Annotated in this window: 18 protein-coding genes; 6 read left to right on the top strand and 12 right to left on the bottom strand. The window is 62.6% G+C overall.

Annotation, left to right across the window (positions count from 1 at the left end; genetic code table 11):
- Positions 1 to 2: 2 nt before the first annotated feature.
- Positions 3 to 725: a GntR family transcriptional regulator gene (locus HB375_RS10425; RefSeq protein WP_167672919.1), complete on the bottom strand. Its 723-nt coding sequence runs from the start codon at positions 723 to 725 to the stop codon at positions 3 to 5.
- Positions 726 to 944: 219 nt separating this feature from the next.
- On the opposite strand from HB375_RS10425, the gene HB375_RS10430 reads away from it, so the two are divergent.
- A complete protein-coding gene (locus tag HB375_RS10430) occupies positions 945 to 1,385 on the top strand; it encodes an OsmC family protein (RefSeq protein ID WP_167672920.1) in 441 nt (146 codons plus the stop codon).
- The gene (locus HB375_RS10435; protein WP_167672921.1) at positions 1,382 to 2,236 is read left to right on the top strand and encodes a rhodanese-like domain-containing protein; all 855 of its coding nucleotides are present in this window, start codon (positions 1,382 to 1,384) and stop codon (positions 2,234 to 2,236) included. The genes HB375_RS10430 and HB375_RS10435 overlap by 4 nt, the downstream gene beginning before the upstream one ends.
- A 102-nt stretch (positions 2,237 to 2,338) precedes the next feature.
- Here HB375_RS10435 and HB375_RS10440 read toward each other — a convergent pair whose 3' ends face one another.
- Positions 2,339 to 3,235, bottom strand: coding sequence for a LysR family transcriptional regulator (locus HB375_RS10440; RefSeq protein ID WP_167672922.1), 897 nt, complete (start codon positions 3,233 to 3,235; stop codon positions 2,339 to 2,341).
- Between the two features lie 184 nt (positions 3,236 to 3,419).
- Here HB375_RS10440 and HB375_RS10445 point away from each other — a divergent pair, with 184 nt between their 5' ends.
- Entirely contained in the window at positions 3,420 to 4,274 is an 855-nt protein-coding gene (locus tag HB375_RS10445; RefSeq protein ID WP_167672923.1) for a D-amino-acid transaminase, read from the top strand.
- Positions 4,275 to 4,403: 129 nt separating this feature from the next.
- Here HB375_RS10445 and HB375_RS10450 read toward each other — a convergent pair whose 3' ends face one another.
- Genes HB375_RS10450 through HB375_RS10475 form a run of 6 tightly spaced genes read right to left on the bottom strand, consistent with a single transcriptional unit; the run spans position 4,404 to position 11,021 of the window.
- Positions 4,404 to 5,921, bottom strand: a complete 1,518-nt coding sequence (locus tag HB375_RS10450; protein ID WP_167672924.1) for a serine hydrolase domain-containing protein — start codon at positions 5,919 to 5,921, stop codon at positions 4,404 to 4,406.
- Between the two features lie 25 nt (positions 5,922 to 5,946).
- Positions 5,947 to 6,687, bottom strand: coding sequence for an ABC transporter ATP-binding protein (locus HB375_RS10455; protein WP_167672925.1), 741 nt, complete (start codon positions 6,685 to 6,687; stop codon positions 5,947 to 5,949).
- A complete protein-coding gene (locus tag HB375_RS10460; RefSeq protein ID WP_167672926.1) occupies positions 6,684 to 7,514 on the bottom strand; it encodes an ABC transporter ATP-binding protein in 831 nt (276 codons plus the stop codon). The genes HB375_RS10455 and HB375_RS10460 overlap by 4 nt, the downstream gene beginning before the upstream one ends.
- Positions 7,514 to 8,416 (bottom strand): ABC transporter permease, encoded by a 903-nt coding sequence (locus tag HB375_RS10465; RefSeq protein WP_167672927.1) that lies wholly within the window; start codon positions 8,414 to 8,416, stop codon positions 7,514 to 7,516. Before HB375_RS10465 ends, HB375_RS10460 begins: the two co-directional genes overlap by 1 nt.
- Positions 8,413 to 9,426, bottom strand: a complete 1,014-nt coding sequence (locus HB375_RS10470) for an ABC transporter permease subunit (protein ID WP_167672928.1) — start codon at positions 9,424 to 9,426, stop codon at positions 8,413 to 8,415. The genes HB375_RS10465 and HB375_RS10470 overlap by 4 nt, the downstream gene beginning before the upstream one ends.
- Positions 9,423 to 11,021 (bottom strand): ABC transporter substrate-binding protein, encoded by a 1,599-nt coding sequence (locus HB375_RS10475; protein WP_167672929.1) that lies wholly within the window; start codon positions 11,019 to 11,021, stop codon positions 9,423 to 9,425. The genes HB375_RS10470 and HB375_RS10475 overlap by 4 nt, the downstream gene beginning before the upstream one ends.
- 389 nt (positions 11,022 to 11,410) lie before the next feature.
- On the opposite strand from HB375_RS10475, the gene HB375_RS10480 reads away from it, so the two are divergent.
- The 3 genes from HB375_RS10480 to HB375_RS10490 all read left to right on the top strand — a co-directional run bounded on the left by HB375_RS10480 (position 11,411) and on the right by HB375_RS10490 (position 14,673).
- Positions 11,411 to 12,457, top strand: coding sequence for a dipeptidase (locus HB375_RS10480; protein ID WP_167672930.1), 1,047 nt, complete (start codon positions 11,411 to 11,413; stop codon positions 12,455 to 12,457).
- A gap of 185 nt (positions 12,458 to 12,642) precedes the next feature.
- Complete coding sequence (locus HB375_RS10485; protein WP_167672931.1) at positions 12,643 to 13,122, top strand: Lrp/AsnC family transcriptional regulator; 480 nt, start codon at positions 12,643 to 12,645, stop codon at positions 13,120 to 13,122.
- 114 nt (positions 13,123 to 13,236) lie between these two features.
- Positions 13,237 to 14,673, top strand: coding sequence for an amidase (locus tag HB375_RS10490; protein ID WP_425515169.1), 1,437 nt, complete (start codon positions 13,237 to 13,239; stop codon positions 14,671 to 14,673).
- Positions 14,674 to 14,731: 58 nt separating this feature from the next.
- Here the strand turns inward: HB375_RS10490 and HB375_RS10495 are convergent, their stop codons facing one another.
- The 4 genes from HB375_RS10495 to HB375_RS10510 all read right to left on the bottom strand — a co-directional run bounded on the left by HB375_RS10495 (position 14,732) and on the right by HB375_RS10510 (position 18,991).
- Positions 14,732 to 15,433 (bottom strand): hypothetical protein, encoded by a 702-nt coding sequence (locus HB375_RS10495; RefSeq protein ID WP_167672932.1) that lies wholly within the window; start codon positions 15,431 to 15,433, stop codon positions 14,732 to 14,734.
- 204 nt (positions 15,434 to 15,637) lie between these two features.
- Entirely contained in the window at positions 15,638 to 16,471 is an 834-nt protein-coding gene (locus tag HB375_RS10500) for an ABC transporter permease (protein ID WP_167672933.1), read from the bottom strand.
- Positions 16,468 to 17,415 carry an ABC transporter permease gene (locus HB375_RS10505; protein WP_167672934.1) on the bottom strand — a complete coding sequence of 316 codons (948 nt, stop codon included), beginning with the start codon at positions 17,413 to 17,415 and terminating at the stop codon, positions 16,468 to 16,470. The genes HB375_RS10500 and HB375_RS10505 overlap by 4 nt, the downstream gene beginning before the upstream one ends.
- 94 nt (positions 17,416 to 17,509) lie before the next feature.
- A complete protein-coding gene (locus HB375_RS10510; RefSeq protein ID WP_167672935.1) occupies positions 17,510 to 18,991 on the bottom strand; it encodes an ABC transporter substrate-binding protein in 1,482 nt (493 codons plus the stop codon).
- Positions 18,992 to 19,099: the final 108 nt, after the last annotated feature.

Genomic DNA, 19,099 nt, shown 5'->3' on the forward strand with positions numbered 1-19,099 from the left:
CCTCAGAGATCTTTGACGATCAGATCGGGGTGCTCGGCTGCGAGCTTTTCCACGATCTTCAGAATTTCAGACAGGTGTACCCGCATCGCCACCTCGGCAGCTCCCGGATCGCGGCGCAAGATCGCGTCCAGAATGGCGCGATGCTGATCAATCAGCACCGCAACGGGTGTGGCGGAGGGAAGACTCAGGAAGCGCACACGGTCGAATTGCGACTTTTCCCGTTCAAGGACCGCCCAGATTTGAGCGATGCCGATATCGTCGGCGAGCGCGCGATGGAATGCATCGTCGGCAAGCGTGAAGTGCTCAGGCTCGCCCTGTACCTTCTCCTGGTCCGCAAGAATGGCGTGAGCCTTCTCTTGTGCTGTTTTCGACAGACCTTGCTCGGCGGTGCGGCGGACGATGGCGACCTCCAGCGCCTCGCGCACGAAGCGGGCGCGCTCCATGGCGGCGAGCGAAATCCGGCTGACGAAGCTTCCGCGCTGCGGCAGAACCTCGATCAGTCCTTCCTCGACAAGCCTGATCAGCGCCTCGCGCACCGGCGCGCGGCTGGTGCCGAAACGAAGCGACAGCTCGTTCTCCGACAGCCGCTCTCCCGGCCGGAATTTGAGAGTGACGATGTCATGCCGGATCCGCCCATGGATGCCGCGCACGGTCGACGAGCCGGGAAAAGCGGCTGGGCCGGAAGCGCGTTGCCGATTGTGACCCGCGGGCGATGAGGAGGGCATGAGAAGCTCACTTGTCGACTAGTCGACAAGTAGCAGACTTTTTGTCCCGTGCAAAGTGGAGGTCTCCTCGGCACAGGGCGGCTTTGGAAAGGGACGCGGCGGCCATCGTCTCACATTCAGCGATCTGCCACTGACATTGCTGCTAGGCGGAGCTGACGTCTGGGCAAGACACATGCCCATGCCTTAGAAAGGCGATCCGAATTCAAAGGAGCATCGACGATGAAGGCGCGCGTGAAGCTGATTGATGGAATGGCGTTTCTGGGCGAATCCGGTAGCGGTCATTCGGTGGTGATGGACGGTGCGCCGGAATATGGCGGGCGGAACATTGGCATCCGCCCGATGGAAATGCTCCTTATCGGCCTCGGCGGCTGCACGGCCTTCGACGTGGTGCAGATTCTCCGTCGCGGGCGCGAAGACGTGGCCGATTGCGATATTCAGGTCAGTGCCGAACGCGCCGAGACAGATCCCAAGGTCTTTACGAAGATTCACCTGGAATATCGCGTCAGTGGTCGCAATCTCGCTCCCGCGAAGGTCGAGCGCGCCATTGAACTGTCGAAGGAAAAATATTGCTCCGCTTCGATCATGCTCGGCGCGGTTGCGAAGATCACCCATTCCTGGACCGTGATCGACACCGAGGCGAGCGCAGGAGCCGAGGCGTGAGCGGGCCGCTCATTACGCCCGATGTTCTTGCGGAAGGCCTGAACGATCCGAATCTTTTCGTGCTCGATATCCGCTCCACCGGCGATGGTGGGCGGCAGGCGTTTGAGGCGGGGCATATTCCCGGCAGCGTTCGTAGCGACTACGAGACCGATGGCTGGCGCGTCGCTGCTGACGGCGCGCCGGGTTTGCTGCCTTCTGCCGACGATCTCTCTTGTCTTCTGGGCCGCCTGGGCCTGAAGTCGAGCGACTTCGTCGTCATCGTGTCAGCTGGGAAGGGCGCTTCCGATCTCGCGGCGGCCGCGCGGGTCTGTTGGACCCTGAAAATCGCACGACATCCGCGCATCGCCATCCTCGATGGCGGCTACAGGACATGGACCGCCGACGCGTCGCGGCCCGTTGCGATAGGTCCGGCGTGCGCGAGGCCAGTGACAGTTTATCCGGGTTCCTATGACGCCGACCTGCGCAGCGACCTTGCGCGCACGCTCAAAACCTTCGAGGCAAAATCGGCAACCTTCATCGATGCGCGCTCAGCGAGCTATTTCGAAGGTCGCGAAAAGGCAGGAAGCGCGAAAGCCGCTGGGCACATTCCTGGCGCTCTGTCTCACGACTACACCCAGTCAGTCGATCCCGAGACCTTGCGGCTCTTTCCGAAGGACAAACTCGCGGAGCAATTCGCGGGGATCGGGGAGGGGCCTGTCGTCAATTATTGCAACACCGGCCACACCGCGGCGCTGAACTGGTTTGTGCTGTCCGAAATCCTCGGGCATCGGGACGTTCGTCTCTTTGACGGCTCGATGACTCAGTGGACGCAGGACTCGTCACGTCCCGTTGCGACGGGTCTGCAGAGCTAGATCATTCCGCCATCCGTCAGGATGTCGGATGTCAGGCCTTGGCGCAGGGTCTTGGGTATCCAAGAGGGACGCACTCCTGCCTGCGGCGCGTCGCGAAGGGAGCTATTCCGTCTCCAGCGCGTTCCAGAACCGCCGCACGATGGCGCGTTCGTTGGCGAGGTAGCGGTAGAGCCGGATTTCGACGCTGAGATCCCACGACGTATCGGCGGCGCGAACCAGGCGGCCGGCGGCGAGGTCATCGACGAGAATGCTTTCCGGAATCCAGGCGAGGCCCCAACCTTCGATCGCCATGGCTTTCAGTCCTTCCGACACCGTGTTCTCGTAAACCGGGAGACGTTTGAGCGGGCGCTGCTCGAAAAGGTTCGTGAGCGCGTGTCCGAAGAACGCGCCGGGGCCGTAGGCGAGATATCGGACGGGCGCGGTGGCGCCCTCGATGGAGTGGAGGGGGCGTCCTTCCGCATCCGGCGCGGTAACCGGGATGATGCTCTCCCGACCCAGCGTTTTGTAGGCGAAGCGCGCCGCGTCGATCATCAGCGGCACGGCGGGGTGCGCGTAGATGAGCAGGAAGTCGCTTTCGCCTTCCGTGAGCGAATTCACATAGGCTTCCATGCTGCTGTTGTCGGCGCTGAGGCGCGTGGAAAGTGTGCCGAACTTCGGCTCGATGCTGTGCAGCCAGCGCGGGAAGAAGGTGATCGACAGCGTATGCAGGGCGGCGAAACTGAGCGTATTCGCCTTGATGCCCTGGGTGCCGCGAACCTCGTTGCGGGCGCGGTTGAGCGTGCCGACGACCTCCTGCGCGATGGGGAGAAAGTCCTGCCCGGCAGGGGTCAAGTGGGCGGGGAAGGTGGCCCGGTCCACCAGCGTCACCCCGACCCAGGTTTCCAGTTGCTTGATGCGGCGACTGAAGGCGGATTGCGTCACATGGCGCTCCTCCGCCGAGCGGGAGAAGCTCAATGTGTTCGCGAGGCTGATAAAGTCCTCAAGCCATTTGATTTCCATGCCGCGCTCCGAGTGCTGGCGATCAGGGTTGTTTTGAACGGATTTGGCCGCGACTCAAGTCAAAACCTTGTCTCACATGCAGGCTCTGCATGGGATGGTGCGCAATCCGAATTAGGCAGATAGGACGCCGATCCCTTAGAATTCTCAGCGGCTTACCTAATCAATATCGCGAGGAGACGAGATTTTGACCCGCATTGCCTATGTCAACGGAGACTTTTTACCTCTGGAGGAGGCCCGCGTCTCCGTTCTCGACCGCGGCTTCCTGTTCGCCGACGGCATCTACGAGGTCTCCGCAGTGCTGGAGGGCAAACTCGTCGACAACGAGTCGCACCTGATCCGGCTCGAGCGCTCGGTCGGAGAGATCCAATTGGCAATGCCGGAGACCCGCGAACGCATCGAAGAGATCCAGAAGGAACTGATTGCGCGAAACAGTCTCGTGGAAGGCGTGGTCTATCTCCAGGTGACGCGCGGCGCGGCTGACCGTGATTTCGCCTTTCCGAAAGGCGTGAAGCCGAGCCTCGTGATGTTCACGCAGGAAAAGAACATCGTTGCCTCGCCCGCCGCGCAGAAGGGCATTGCGGTGAAGACGCTGCCGGATATCCGCTGGGCACGGCGCGACATCAAGAGCGTGGCCCTTCTCGCTCAAGTGTTGGCGAAGCAGGCCGCTGTCGAGGCGGGTTGCCAGGAAGCCTGGATGATCGAGGACGGCGAGATCACCGAGGGCGGTTCCTCGACCGTGTTCATCGTCACGAAGGACGACGTGGTCGTGACACGCCCGAACTCCAACGCCATTCTCCCGGGCTGCACCCGCAAGGCGCTGCTCGCGCTGGCTGAAGAACGTCAGATCCGCATCGAGGAGCGTGCGTTCTCGGTGGATGAAGCGCTTGCGGCAAAGGAGGCCTTCATCACCAGCGCGTCGAGCTTCCTGCAGCCGGTCGTGACCATCGACGGCAAGCAGGTTGCCGACGGCAAGCCCGGCCCGCTGGCGACGCGCCTGCGCGAAATCTACATCGATTTCGCCCGCACCACGGCGCGGTGAGGCGCAGCCCGAATTCCCTCCCCCTTGTGGGGAGGGCTAGGGTGTCAGCGCCAACATGAATTTGGCGTGGCACTGACGCCCCCATCTCCAACTCCTCCCCACAAGGGGGAGGAGGACAGCGGGCTCGCGCTACGCCCGCGTGAACTCCAGCACGCGGCTGCGATTGAGGAACAGGCCCACCTTGTCGCCCTCAAAGACGAGGCTGGAGCGCTTGGTCCAGGGGCCGTCCTTTCCGTCCATTAGCAGGCGGTTCTTGCCGAGCGAGGTCAAAGGTGCGCTCACGCGCGCGGGGCCGACGCCGATCTCGAAGCGGTCGCCGTTGATCGTGAAGGAGGAATGGTAGTCGCGGCAGACCCATTCGCCCTGCACGCGCGACAGGCAATCGTCAGCCTTCACGGGAACAAAGCGTCGAGCCGCGTGGCCGATTTCGCCCTCGATGGCTTCGCCCGTCCAGCGCAGGCGCATGGGCATGTGGGCGGACAGCGAAACTGACCAACCGTCTTCGGCTTCATAAAGCGTTTCGCCCGCACCAAGGAAGGTTGCGACGCCTGCCTTCATCTCGAGCCAGAAGGGGCCGGCTTCGGTTACATAGAGGCCATCCGGAATGCGCGCGCTGCGCGTCGGCAGACTTTCGCCGAGAAGCGCTGCCATCACCTGAAGAGCGAGGCCCGACGGTGCGGTGTCCTCGCGGTTGGAGACGATCACGACGCCCGCGCGACTTTCGGGATCAAGCAGGAAGTAAGCCTTATAGCCGGCATGCGAACCGCCGTGGCCGACGAGGCGCTTGTCGCCGAGCCGTGACCAGGCGAGGCCGAGGCCGTATTGCGTTTCGCGTCCATCGGCGAGCGTGCGTGGCGCGCCCTGGCGCTTCAGCAAACCAGCGCCGGGGCCGCGATCACCGAGAACCGTTTGCAGCCAAATCGCGAGGTGCCGCGCGCTGCCGGTGAGACTGCCCGATGCCGAGAGATGCAGGCCCGCCGTGCCGAGTTGCCAGCCGGTTTCCGATTTCCAGTAGCCGGGCACGAGACCCGCCACCGGATCGAACCACAATTCCGGCGCGCGGATGTTGATGCCGAGCGGCTTGGAGATGTGCTCCTGTACGAGATCGTCGAAGAGAAGCCCCTTGTCCTTCAGCGCGGTTTCGACGAGGCGGTAACCGGTGTTGGAATAAGAAATCTCGTGACCGGCCGGGAAATTCACCGCTGCAAGGTTACCGAGAAAGTCGAGGATCGGCTGGGCCTCCGTTGCGGTGTGCACGGAAATGCCGAGAAGTGAGAGCGTGTCGCGCACGTCCGGCAGGCCACCGGTCATGTCGAGTGCACGCCCAACCGTCACATCCGCCATCGGCCCGCGCAGGAAAGACAGATGCGCTCCGAGGCGATCATCGAGCCCGATCTTATCCTCATGGCGCAATGCCATCGCGGCGAGGATATGCTTGGTGATGGAGGCGTAGCGCACCACGCTCTTAGTGGAGAACGGCGCACCGGTCGCAAGATTCTCGAGCCCGCCCGCAGCCTCGGCGCGAATGTCGTTCTCGTCGAACACGACGACCGCGCCGCCGGGATCGCCCTCACGCTTCCAGGCATCGGTGATCCGGCTCGCAGCCTCGGCGGCGGCGGACCAATGCAGGGAGGGGGCGGCGTCCATCATGATCTCCTTGGAACTTTTTCTTTTATGCGGGCTCTTCGAGGTCCACGCTCAGCGCGCGTAGCTCCGACGTGTGCGGGTGCTGAGTCTTTCCGGCGCGCAGATCCTCGGCGCTGATTACTTCGACCATCTGCCCGCCGAGCATCACGCCGACCGTCGGGCAGAGATGCGACACGACGGCAAGGTTGTGACTCACCAGAATGTAGGTGAGGTTTCGCCGCTCGCGCAGATCCGCGAGAAGGTTGAGGATTTCCGCCTGCACCGATACGTCGAGCGCGCTCGTTGGCTCGTCGAGCAGCAGCACTTCCGGCTCTGCGATCAGCGCGCGGGCAATCGCCACGCGCTGGCGCTGGCCGCCGGAGAGCTGGTGCGGATAACGGAAGCGAACGGCGTTGGGCAGGGCGACCTCGGCGAGCACGGTCTCGATCCGTCGCTCGATATTGTCCATGCCATGAACGAGAAGCGGCTCACTCAAAATGCGGTCGATGGTCTGGCGCGGATGCAGCGATCCATAAGGATCCTGAAACACCATCTGCACCTTGCGGAAAAACGCCTTGTCGCGGCGCGGGCCAACGCTCTCGCCGTCGATGGCGATGCGCCCGGTCCATGCGCCGTTGAGGCCCGAAAGCGCCCGCAAGACGGTCGATTTTCCCGAGCCGCTCTCGCCGACGATGCCGAAGCTGCCGCCAGCGGGAACGTTGAGAGAAACGCCCTTGACCACCTCGTTATCGCCGAAGCGGACGCGAAGCTGTTCGACCTCGATCATGATTGCAGCCATGCGGCGTCGCGGCTCAGCACCGGCAGACGCGGTTTGGGATGGGTGAGGGAGGGCAGGCAGTTGAGAAGCCCCTTGGTGTAGGGGTGCTTCGCCTGCGCGAGGGTACCTGCGGAAAGCTCTTCCATCACGCGGCCGGAATACATGACCGCGACGCGGTCGCAGAAATGCGAGACGAGCGGCAGATCGTGGCTGATGAGAATGAGGCCCATGCCGCGCTTCGACACGAGGTCTTCCATCAGGCGCAGGATTTCCGCCTGCACGGTCGCGTCGAGCGCGCTCGTCGGTTCGTCGGCGATGAGAAGGGCGGGATCGGGCGCGAGCATCATGGCGATCATGACACGCTGGCCCATGCCGCCCGACACCTCATGCGGATAGAGATCGCACACGCGACGCGGATCGCGGATGCGGACCTGATCGAGCAGATCGACCGCCGCCTCCAGCGCCTCCTTGCGGCTGCCGCCCTTGTGCTGCCGCCAGGATTCGGCCACCTGCCGGCCGATGGTCATGACCGGGTTCAGCGAATACTTCGGGTCCTGAAGGATGAAGCCCGCTCGCTTGCCGCGAAGGCCGCGCATGGCGCGCTCGTCGGCCTTCAGGATGTCGACGCCGTCGAAGCTGAGGCGGTCTGCGGTGATACGCGCGTTCTGCGGCAGAAGCCGCATGAGGGCGCGCGCGGTGAGCGACTTGCCGGATCCGCTTTCGCCGACGATGCCGAGCTTTTCCGTTCCGATCTGGAACGAGACGCCGCGCACGGCCTCAAAGGTTCCGGTGCGTGTCGCGAAGGAGACGCGGAGATTTTGAATATCGACCAGCATCAGCGTTGCTTCGGATCGAGGACGTCACGCAGGCCGTCGCCCAGGAAGTTGAAGGCAAGAGAGGCCATGAAGATGGCGAGGCCGGGAATGGTCGGCACCCACCATTGCTCGAAGATGAACCGCTTGGCGGTTGCGATCATCGCGCCCCATTCGGGAGACGGCGGCTGTGCGCCCATGCCGAGGAAGCCGAGGCTCGCGGCAGTGATGATGATCGAACTCATGTCGAGGGTGATGCGCACGATAAGGCTCGGAACGCAGAGCGGCGCGATGTGCCGCAGCACGATGCGCCCCGCCGGAGCGCCCGTGAGGCGGCAGGCGGCGACGAAGTCGCTGTTGCGCACGGTCATCGTTTCCGCGCGGGCAAGGCGGGCATAAGGCGGCCATGCGGTGAGCGCGATAGCGAGAACGGCGCTTTCGACGCCGGGCTTGAGCGCCGCGACGAAGGCGAGCGCGAGGATCAGGCGTGGGAAGGCGAGAAAGACGTCCGTGACGCGCATGAGAATGCGGTCCACTGTGCCACCCGCATAGCCCGCGACGCAGCCGACAGCGAGGCCGAGGGGCGCGACGAGGACCACGACGGCGATCACCATGCCGAGCGTCACCCGCCCGCCATAGAGAATGCGCGAGTAGATGTCGCGGCCCAGCTCATCCGTGCCAAACCAGTGTGCGGCGGAGGGCTTCGCAAGGCGATTGGTGAGATCCTGCACGCCCGGATCGTGCGTCGCCAGAAGCGGCGCGGCGAGCGACAGGAGAACGAACGCCACGACGACGACGAGGCCGATCATCGCGAGCGGGTTGGAACGAAGATCGAGCCAGGCGCGGTAGCGCCGCCCCCAGGCGGCTTGAGAGCGTGACGCGGGAGTTTCGTCCAGCAGCCACGCGCGGGAAAAGGAAGCACTCATCGTACGCGCGGGTCCAGTTGCCGATAGACGGCATCGGCGAGAAGGTTGAGACCGACATAAACGAGGCCGACCAGAAGGGTGGCGCCCATCACGGGATTCATGTCGGCATTCATGAGGGAAACGGTGAGGTACTGTCCAAGGCCCGGCCAGCTGAAGACCGTCTCGGTGACGACCGCGCCCTCGAGCAGGCCTGCATAGGTCAGCGCCAGCACGGTGACGAGCTGCACGCCCACATTCGGGAAGGCATGGATCCAGATCACGGACATGGACGAGAGGCCCTTCGCGCGAGCCGTGATGACATATTCACCGCGCAGCGCGTCAAGCATGAAGGCGCGGGTCATGCGCGTGATGTAGGCCATGCTGAAATAGGCCAGGATGCAGACCGGCTGCACCATGTGCGCCAGCGCGTCCCAGAAGGCGTCCCAGTCGCCCGCGATGATCGAGTCGACGGTCAACAGGCCCGTGACATGCGGGATCATGTCCTGAAACACGATGTCCTGCCGCCCCGGTCCCGGCGCGATGCCGAGCGCCGCGTAGAACACGAGCAGGCTGATCATCGCCAGCACGAACACGGGAAGAGAGTGACCCGCGAGGCAGACCACGCGGATCGCTTGGTCGATCCACGTGCCCTGTTTGACTGCGGCCCACACGCCGAGCGGAATGCCGATGAGCGCGGCGACGATGACCGCCGCCGTGGCAAGCTCCAGCGTTGCCGGGAAATACCGGGCGATGTCGCTGATCACCGGATTTTTCGTCAGGATGGAGCGGCCCAGATCGCCGTGCAGCAATTGCACCACATAGTGGAAGAATTGCATGAGGATCGGCTGATCCAGGCCCATTTCCAGACGGGCCCGCTCGACCACCTCCTGAGGCGCGTTGTCGCCCACCGCCGCGATGACCGGGTCGATGGGCATCACGCGCCCGATGAGGAAGGTGATGATGACAAGCCCCAGCAGTGTGAGGCCGACGCTGGCGAGAAGTCCCGCCAGCGCGTTCAGTCGTTTCGTCACGCCTTGCTCGCTCCGAGGTAGGAGTGGCTGTCGGAGAGCGTGCCGAGACGGACGCCCGACACGTTCTTGCGGCAGGCTGCCGTGGTGACGGCCTGGAACATCAGCGCGAACGGGCTGCTCTGCATGTGGTCGCGTTGGATCTGCTCATAGAGCGCGATGCGCTTAGCGGGATCGCGTTCCTTGAGGGCCGCTTCCGACCGCTCGGCGAACTCCTTGCTCTGCCAGGACGAACGCCATGCGAGCGTGCGGTTGCGCGCTTCGTCGCCGTTGTCCGCGTTGACGCAGAACTGCTCCGAGTTGGTGTTCGGATCGAAGTAGTCAGAGCCCCAGGCGGTGAGGATCAGCTCATGCTGGCGCGCGCGCATCTTGGTGAGGACCTGACGGTTCTCGGACGCGAGCAACTTCACCTTGATGCCGATCTCCGCGAGGTTCGCCTGAATGGTCTGGGCGATATCGGGATAAGGCTGTGCGGAATAGTGATCCATCGCAATCTCGAAGCCGTCCGCGTGGCCTGCTTCGGCCATGAGGGCCTTGGCCTTTGCGACATCCTTCTGGAACGGCGTGTCCTTGATCGCACCGGGGAAGCCTTCCGGCAGGAAGCTCTGGTGCACCACGTGGGTGAGGGGGATGACGTTCTTCTGGATGCCCTGATAGTCGAGCACCCACTTGATCGCCTGCTGCACCTTCGGCTTGGCCAGGGCCGGGTGCTTCTGGTTCATCGAGATGACCATGAGCGACGCCACGCCCTTCTGGACGAGGTTATAGTTGGCGTCATCCTTGATCACGCGCAGCTGCTCGGTGGTCAGGTTGCGCGCGACGTCCGCATCGCCCTTCTGCAGCATGAGGAGCTGCGCGGACGGATCGACGATGTGGCGCAGGATGATGCGCTTCACATTGCCCTTCGTCTTGCGGTTCGGGTTGGCTTCGAGGATCACGCTCTCGCTCGGCTTCCAGGAACGCAAGGTCCACTCGCCGGAGCCCGCGCTGTTCTGGCGCAGCCAGCCGTTGCCGAAGTCGTCGCCCTGGACCTTCTCCAGAACGGCCTTCTTCTCAACAATGCTCGCGACGTTGGCAGAGAGGCAGTAGAGCAGGAAGGAAGAAGAGGTCGGCTCCGACGTCACGATCACGAGCGTGTGCGGATCGGTGGCCTTGATGCGCTCGGCCACATTGTCCTTGGTGAAGCCGAACTGGTTGATGATGAAGGCTGCGCTCTTGTTCATGATCACGGCGCGCTGCAGGGAGAACGCAGCGTCTTCCGCCGTCACCGACGAGCCGGCGGCGAATTTCGCATCCTTCTTCAGCTTGAAGGTGAAGGTCTTGCCATCCGCGCTCGCGTCCCAGGTGTCGGCGAGGTCGCCGATGACCTCGGACGGGTTGTCGAGATTCGGCTTCACGAGCTTCTGATAGATGTTGGAGCTGATTTCGCTCCCCACCGCCTCGAAGCTCTCATGCGGGTCGAGGCTCGTCATGTTGTCGAGCTGCTGCGCGACGACCAGGATGTCCTTGGGCGTATCGGCATAAGCGGCCGACAGGCCGGTGTAGCTGAAGAATGACGCAGCCGCGGAGCTTGCAAGAAATGTGCGCCGATTGAGCATCCCGTATCACCTCATCTCAAGGAAGGACGACCCGTAGAGGTCTTTGTTGACGTCCGGAAGCATCGCCACTGAGCGTATAGCATTCCGTCGCTTTTGTTCGCGGCAAGCAATATCGAGTTTTACGCGCCTTGCGGGGTCGGCATATTGTCGCCTTGATCGCGCGGTGGATTGTAAAAGATCGTTTGCCAGCCGTCGGCAAAGTACACGGCGCATGTTTTGCCTGACAAATTCGGAAAATGGCATTCCCTATGCGTGCCTTGCATCGGCGTTGGTCTCCTTATGCAAGAGAGGCATCGCTTCTGTCATAATTTGAATTGGCGCGATGGCACGATCCGATCCTACACGGGAGTCGGCAAGTCTGTGTCCTTTCTCCATTTTGGTGCAACATCATGACAACCGATGCTCCCGTTCCTGTCTTCGACGGACATAATGACGTCCTGCTTCGTCTATGGCGGTCGGGCACCAAGGCGGCGGAGCACGATTTCCTGCGCGAGAACGAGACGGGCCATCTCGACCTGCCCCGTGCACGCGCCGGCGGGTTCGCGGGCGGTCTGTTCGCGGTCTATGTGCCGTCGTCCGCGACGGCGACGGGGGCAGACGGCAAGCCGGAGCCTCTGGCGCCCTCACTGGCGGAAGCTCAGGCGGCGACCTTGGAACTGGTGTCACTGCTGGCTCGCATGGAACGCGTATCAGACGGGGGCCTGACGATTTGCCGTACCGCCGGAGACATTCGTGGCGCGATGGCGGCCGGGTCCGTCGCGGCGGTGCTGCATGTGGAAGGGGCCGAGATGATCGATCCCGACCTCAAAATGCTGGACGTGCTATACCAAGCCGGATTGCGCTCTATCGGCCCGGTCTGGAGCCGGACGAACATTTTTGGCTACGGCGTGCCGTTCCGCTTTCCGTCCTCGCCCGATATCGGGCCTGGCCTGACGGAGGAGGGGAAGGCACTGGTGCGGGCCTGTAATGACCTGCGCATCATGGTGGACCTGTCGCATCTCAACGAGCAGGGCTTCTGGGATGTCGCGAAGGTATCGGATGCGCCTCTTGTCGCCAGTCACTCCAACGTCCATGCACTGACGCCCCACTCGCGCAACCTCACCGACCGCCAGTTGGACGCTATCCGCGAGCGCGATGGGCTTGTGGGCCTGAATTTCGGTACGATGTTCATGCGCGAAGATGGGCGCAAGGACCCGGACACGCCGCTCGACGCGTTGGTGCGCCACATCGATTATCTGGTTGATCGCATCGGCCTCGATCGCGTCGGCCTGGGCTCGGATTTCGATGGCACCACAGTCCCGAACGATCTTCGCGACGCCAGCCGCTTGCCCGCTCTCGTCGCTGCCATGCGCAAAAAGGGCTACGACGAGGACGCCGTGACGAAGATTTGCAGCGGCAACTGGATCCGCGTCCTCGAGAAGACCTGGCAGTCGTAAGACGCCGAGCAGCGGTGCAAACGATGGGCGGGCCTGTGGGCCCGCCCTTTTCATTTTCAGGCAAAGATGTTGACGGATAGCATAAAAATGTCGTTCATTCAGGAACTTTTCGCCGTGAGGGGAAGATAATTCCCCATCTGGTGGACGGATGCGGAAGAAAGTTCTCAATTTTAGCAAGAAATGAAATGGACGCCATCGACACGAAGATTCTGACCCTCCTGCAGGAGGATTGCAGCATCTCGATTGCGGAGCTCGCCCAGAAGGTCGGCTTGTCCCAGACGCCGTGCTGGAAGCGCATTCAGCGCCTCGAAGCGACCGGGGTCGTGGAAAAGCGGGTGGCGCTCGTCAACCCCGAGAAGATCGGGCTTGGGCTGACGGTTTTCGTCTCCGTCGAAACCTCCGATCACTCGGGCGCGTGGTTGGAGCGCTTCGCGGAGTTCGTCTCTGCCATGCCGGAAGTAATGGAGTTCTACCGCATGGCGGGCGACGTGGATTACATGCTGCGTGTCGTCGTCGCCGACATGGCCGCTTACGATCAGTTCTACAAGCGGCTGATCGGTGAAATTCCGTTGAAGAATGTTACATCGCGTTTTGCGATGCAGCGTGTGAAATCGACGACGGCTTACGCGCTCCCGCCGCCCGGTAGCCGGCTCTCCTCGTCCTGATCGGCAAAGCCCGCGCGCGGTGCATCGCACATCGGCGCGAAAAGCCGTTTACGTCGCCGGAACGATGGCGCAGCATGTCCCGAAACGAATCCATTTCGTCAGGGAGAATGTCAGGTGAGCGCGCAATCCTCTTTGGCCCAGAGCGGCCAGGACCCGGTCTCCAATCTCGCCGATTGGACGGGCGCCGAACTGCTGGAGGGATATGCTCGCAAAAGCATCTCGCCGGTCGACGTTACGAAGGCAGTCATCGCACGGATCGAAGCTTATGAGCCGCAGCTGCAGGCGCTCTATGCCTTCGATCCCAGTGCCGCGTTGAAGGATGCCGAAGCATCCGAGCGGCGCTGGATGCGCGGTGAGGCGCTGCCTCTGGATGGCATCCCCGGAACGATCAAGGAAAACATTGCGACGAAAGGCACGCCCGTGCCGCTCGGCACGGCGGCGCGGCCGCTGGACCCGGCGCCCGTGGATGCGCCGCCTGCGGCGCGGCTGCGTGAAGATGGCGTGATCATTCTCGCCAAGACGACGATGCCGGATTATGGCATGTTGTCTTCCGGACTTTCGAGCTTCCATCCGCTCTCCCGCAATCCGTGGGACGTGTCGAAGAATCCGGGCGGCAGTTCGGCAGGGGCGGGGAGTGCCGCGGCAGCAGGATATGGCCCATTCCATATCGGCACCGATATTGGCGGGTCGATCCGTCTGCCCGCAGGATGGTGCGGCGTGTTCGGTCTGAAACCGAGCTTCGGCCGCATTCCGATCGATCCAGCCTATTACGGCCGCGTCGCGGGGCCGATGACGCGCACGGTGCACGATGCGGCGCTGATGATGCGCAGTCTCACCCGGCCCGATATGCGCGACGCGATGAGCCTTCCTTATCAGGATCTGCCCTGGCTCGATCTCGACATCGACATCAAGGGGTTGCGGATCGGCGTCATGATGGATTCCGGCGTCGGCCTCGGCCTCGGCCTCGCCCTCGACGGCGAAGTGCACGCCTCAATCGAGGCGGCAGCGAAGGCATTCGCGGCAGCTGGAGCCATCATCGAGGAAGTGCCCGCTTTCATCACCCGCGAGATGCTCGATGGCCTCGACGATTTCTGGCGGCAGCGCGCCTGGATGGATATCGGCGCGTTGAGCGATGACAAGCGCGCGCTGGTGCTGCCTTATATCCATGCCTGGGCGGAAGGCGGTCGGTCGCTGACCGGCGCCGAGGTTTATGCGGGCATGAACCAGATGATGGTGATGCGCAACGCCGCTATCGCCGCGACGAAGGACTTTGATTTCGTGTTGTCGCCGGTTTCGCCCGTCGTCGCCTACGCGGCCGAACTGGCGTCTCCGAATCACGATCCGGAAGCGCCTTTCGAGCATATCGGCTACACGGTCGCCTTCAACATGTCCGATCAGCCCGCCGCGTCGGTCAATGCCGGGTTCACGAAAGCTGGCTTGCCCATCGGCTTGCAGATCATCGGACGGCGCTTTGATGATATCGGCGTCATGCGGATGAGCCGCGCATGGGAAACGATGCGGGGCGAACAGCGGGAATGGCCGAAGTTCTGACCCGGCCTTTCGTATTCGCGAGAGTTGAGAGCGCGCTTTTCGCGCGCTCTCAAAATGATCAGTTCTGCGGGGATGCAGGATTGCTCGGGGCCGCGGGAGCAGGTTGAGGCGAGGCCTCGCGAATCTGTTTGACGAAATCGGTCAGACTGTTTGCGCCGCCCTGCTCGAAAGCGAGCTTGGTCAGCATGGTGCTGTCGAACGGCTCCTCCTGGATCGCGCCATCCATCATGACGGTTGTCTTGATGCCGGATGTGACGTCGAAGGAAACCGACTTCACCATGGCCCTCGGCCTGTTCTGCGCGTCGTTCGGATTTGCCGCGTTGGCAGTCTGCGGCTCTGCGACCGGCTGCGTCTCGGCGGTCTCCGGTTGGGGCGCCTGCTTAGCGGACTGCTTGCGGCGCCAGTTCTTGGTGGTCGTCAGAGACGACCATCCCTCTTTGCGCGCGGCATCGGTGTCTTCTTCTTCCGCGATGACCTTTTCAAGATGCTCCTGCGCCTGCTTTGCTTCAGTTTGTACCGGCGATCCGAAAACGCCCACGAGAGGCATGTCGGCGCGTTCGGCATCAGCCTTCGTCCGCGCAGCATAAGCTGCATTCGCGGCATCGATGCGCTTGCGCGCCGACGCGACCTGTTGCGGGTCACTCGTATCGTAGGAATACTGATTGCCGTTGATCTCGTAGGTTGCCTTCCTGGCCTCGGCTTCACTTGCGACACCCAGCGCAAACGCTGCGGCCCCACATAAAATGAGTGTTTTGTTCATTGTCGCTCTCTCATTTTTCTGTTGATGCAGATGAGCGAATGATTATGGCTACGGTATGGCCTGTCTTTGTGATGTAATGAGGTATCTCTATTTCTAGAAATATTTAGAAATAGGGAGGAATATTTTTCATTGCGGAAACAGTAGTTATCGATGCTTCTGTATTTAATTTTATCTGACGGATCGGTGCCGGAATGTCATTCCCGGTTATCCTTCTCGCCCTCGCAATGTCGGGTCCAGCGCGTCCCGCAGGCCATCCCCCAACAGGTTCAGCCCTAAAACCGACAACGCAATCGCTATGCCGGGGGCGATGGCGAGGTGAGGGGCCTGGGAGAGATAGGTTTGCGCATCGCTCAACATGCGGCCCCAACTGGGGTTCGGTGGGCGCACGCCGAGGCCGAGATAGCTCAAGCCCGCTTCAGTCAGGATCGCGAGCGCGAGTTGAATGGTGACCTGCACGATGAGCGATCCCGCGATGTTCGGCAGCACGTCTTCCAGCGTGATCTTCAGCGGATGCTTGCCGATGGCGCGGGCGGCGGCGATGTAATCGAGCGTCCAGATCTGCAGTGCGACGCCACGCGTGACGCGCGCGAAGACCGGGATGTTGAACACCGCAATCGCCAGCACCGCCGCAAGCGGCCCCGAGCCGACAAGCGCGCCGATCATGATGGCGGAGAGCACGGCGGGGAAGGCGAAGATCACATCCGATGCGCGCATGGCGATCTCATCCGCAATACCTTTCCACGCGGCGGCCGCGCAGCCGATGGCGGTGCCGATGGCAGCACCCAGCAACACCGCTGGCCACGCGATGGCAAGCGAGTTCCATGCGCCGACCATCAGGAGCGATGTGACATCGCGCCCAAAGTGATCCGTGCCGAGAAGGCCCGCTTCGAGGGGGGCCTTCAGGCGCAGCGCAATGCGTACGCGCGTCGGCACCTCCGGCGTCCAGACGAGCGAGAGGAGGGCGGTGACGATGAGCAGCGCCGTCAAAATGCCGCCGACGATGAGCGCCGTGTTCCAGCGCAGCGAGGAGCGCTTCATGACCGGCTCCTCAGGCGGGGATCGAGGATGGCGTAGCCGATATCGACCAGAAAGTTCACGACGATCACAAGTCCGGAAAAGATCAGCACGATGTCCTTGATGACAACGAGGTCGCGCTGGTTGAGTGCCTGATAGGCCAGCCGTCCAAGGCCGGGGAGGTTGAACACGTTCTCCACCAGGATCGCACCGCCGAAGAAGAACGAAAGCTGCAGACCGAGAATGGTGGTGACGGGAATAAGCGCATTCGGCACCACATGCCGGCGAAGGGTCGCGGCCCTGTCCACGCCCTTCGCGCGCGCGGTGCGCACGAAATCCGCGCCGATCACGTCCAGTGTCGCTGAGCGCGTCACGCGGGTGAGAACGGCAGCCTGCGGCAGGGCAAGCGCGACCGCGGGCAGTAGCAGCGCCTGGAAGGCAGGCCATAGCCCCGCCGACCAGCCGGGGAAGCCACCTGCTGGAAACCAGCCGAGTCGTGTCGAGAAGAACAGGATGAACAACAGGCCGATCCAGAAATTTGGGACCGCCACGCCCAGCTGGCTGAACACCAGCACGGCGCGGTCCACCGGCCCGTCACGGCGTGCCGCAGCCGCGACCCCGAGCGGAAGGGCGAGTAGCGTTGAAATCACGATTGCGAGCAGACTCAGCGGCAGCGTCACGTTCAAGCGTTCGCCGACCAACGTAGAGACCGGCATCTTGTAGGTGATGGATGTGCCGAGATCGCCATGCAGCAATCCGCCGATCCATTGCAGGTAGCGCACGAGCGCCGGTTGATCGAGACCAAGCTCCTGCCTCAACGCCGCGAGCGTATCCTCGCGTGCTGCCGTGCCGAGCATGATCGCCGCCGGGTCGCCGGGCAGGACCTCCAGGATCAGGAAGATTGCCAGCGAGACGACGATCAGTGTCGCGATGAGTGAAGCGAGGCGAGTGAGAATGAGGCGGAGCATGATGCTAAAGATGATCCGGACGTAGCCGCACGCTCGCGGCACTCTCCTCCCCATAAGGGAGAGGAGAGGAAGGGCGGTGCCGAGACGTGAACTCTCAATCACTCCACGATGCATCCGTCACGTCGTTCGACGGGATCGGGGAGTTCTCCCACAAACCTTTCAGCTTCGCGTTCCACACGCCGAGTTTCGGCAACTGGAACAGGAAGAGAGCGGGCACGTCCTCGGCGAGGATCTTTTGCGCTTCGCCGTATTTCGCGAAACGCATCTTCTCGTCCGTGGTCTTCGCGATATCGGCGATGAGCGCTTTGAACTTATCGTTCTTGTAATTGAAGTAGTAGTTGTCGCGCGCGAAGATATCGATGTCGAGCGGCTCCGCATGGGCGACGATGGTGACGTCGTAATCCTTCGCCTTGAAGACCTCTTCAATCCACTTCGCGGGGAACTCGGTCGGGATGATCTTCATCTCGACGCCGACTTCCGCGAGCATCGCGGAGAGCAGCTCCGCCGAGCGGCTCGCATAGGCCATCTGGGGAACCTTGATCGTAATCGACAATCCCTTGCCGTAGCCCGCTTCCGCGAGAAGCGCCTTGGCTTTCGCCGGATCGTAAGGAACGACGCGCGTCAGATCGACGAATGCTGGGTGGTTCGGCGAGAAGAAGCCGCCGATGGGCTGGCCGTAGCCGGAATAAGCGCCCTCGACCAGCGCCATGCGGTCGATGGCGTGCATCAGCGCGCGCCGCACGCGCACGTCGTCAAAAGGCTTCTTGGCATTGTTCATGCCGGCGACGATCTCGCCTTCGGTATTGCCGACGACAGCCTTGAAGCGCGCGTCCTTCTTGAACTCGGTGAAGAGTTCCGGCGCACCGAGATTGGGGAAGGCATCCACATCACCGGCGCGCAGCGCTGCGACCTGCGCCTGCGGATCGCTGATGAAGCGGAAGGTCACGCTCTCCAGCTTTGTCTTGTCCTTCTGCCAGTAGTCGGCATTGCGAACGAGTTCAACCTTGTCGCCGCGGGTCCAGGACTTGAACTTGAACGGGCCGGTGCCGACAGGATTCGCCTTGTTGTTCTCCGCCGTCTCCGGCGCGACGACCACGGCATCGCCCCAGCCGAGATAATAGAGGAAGTTGCCGGAGGGCTCCTTCAGCTTGATCACGACGGTGAGCGGATCGGGCGTCTCGATGGTGTCGATGGGCGCGAAGATCTGCTTTTGCGCATTGGTGGAAGTGGGGGCGCGAGCGCGGTCGAAGGCGAACTTTACGTCCGCCGAATCGAAGGCCGTGCCGTCATGGAACTTCACGCCGGGCTGCAGGCGGAAGGTATAGGTCAGGCCGTCCGGCGAGATGTCCCAGCTCTTGGCAAGCAGCGGCTGCACGCGGCCATCACGGTCGATGCGCACGAGGCCTTCATAAAGGTTGGCCCAGGTGACTTCGCGGATTGCAACGGGCGCGGCGATGGTCGGGTCGAGGCCGGGCGGCTCGATAGGCATGCCGATGACGAGAGACGTCTTGGCAGCAAGAGCGGGGGCGATGCTGACGGAGAAGAGAAGGGCGGCGGCGAGGAAGCGCTTCGACATCAAACGATGTTCCATCTGGTTTTTCGAGCGAACTGCTCAACCGGAACAGCTTAGACGCACTCCGAGGCTGGATGGAAGAGGCTTTGGTCGGCGGGCGATGGAACATCG

The organism is Microvirga terricola (assembly GCF_011777495.1).
GTDB lineage: Bacteria > Pseudomonadota > Alphaproteobacteria > Rhizobiales > Beijerinckiaceae > Microvirga > Microvirga terricola.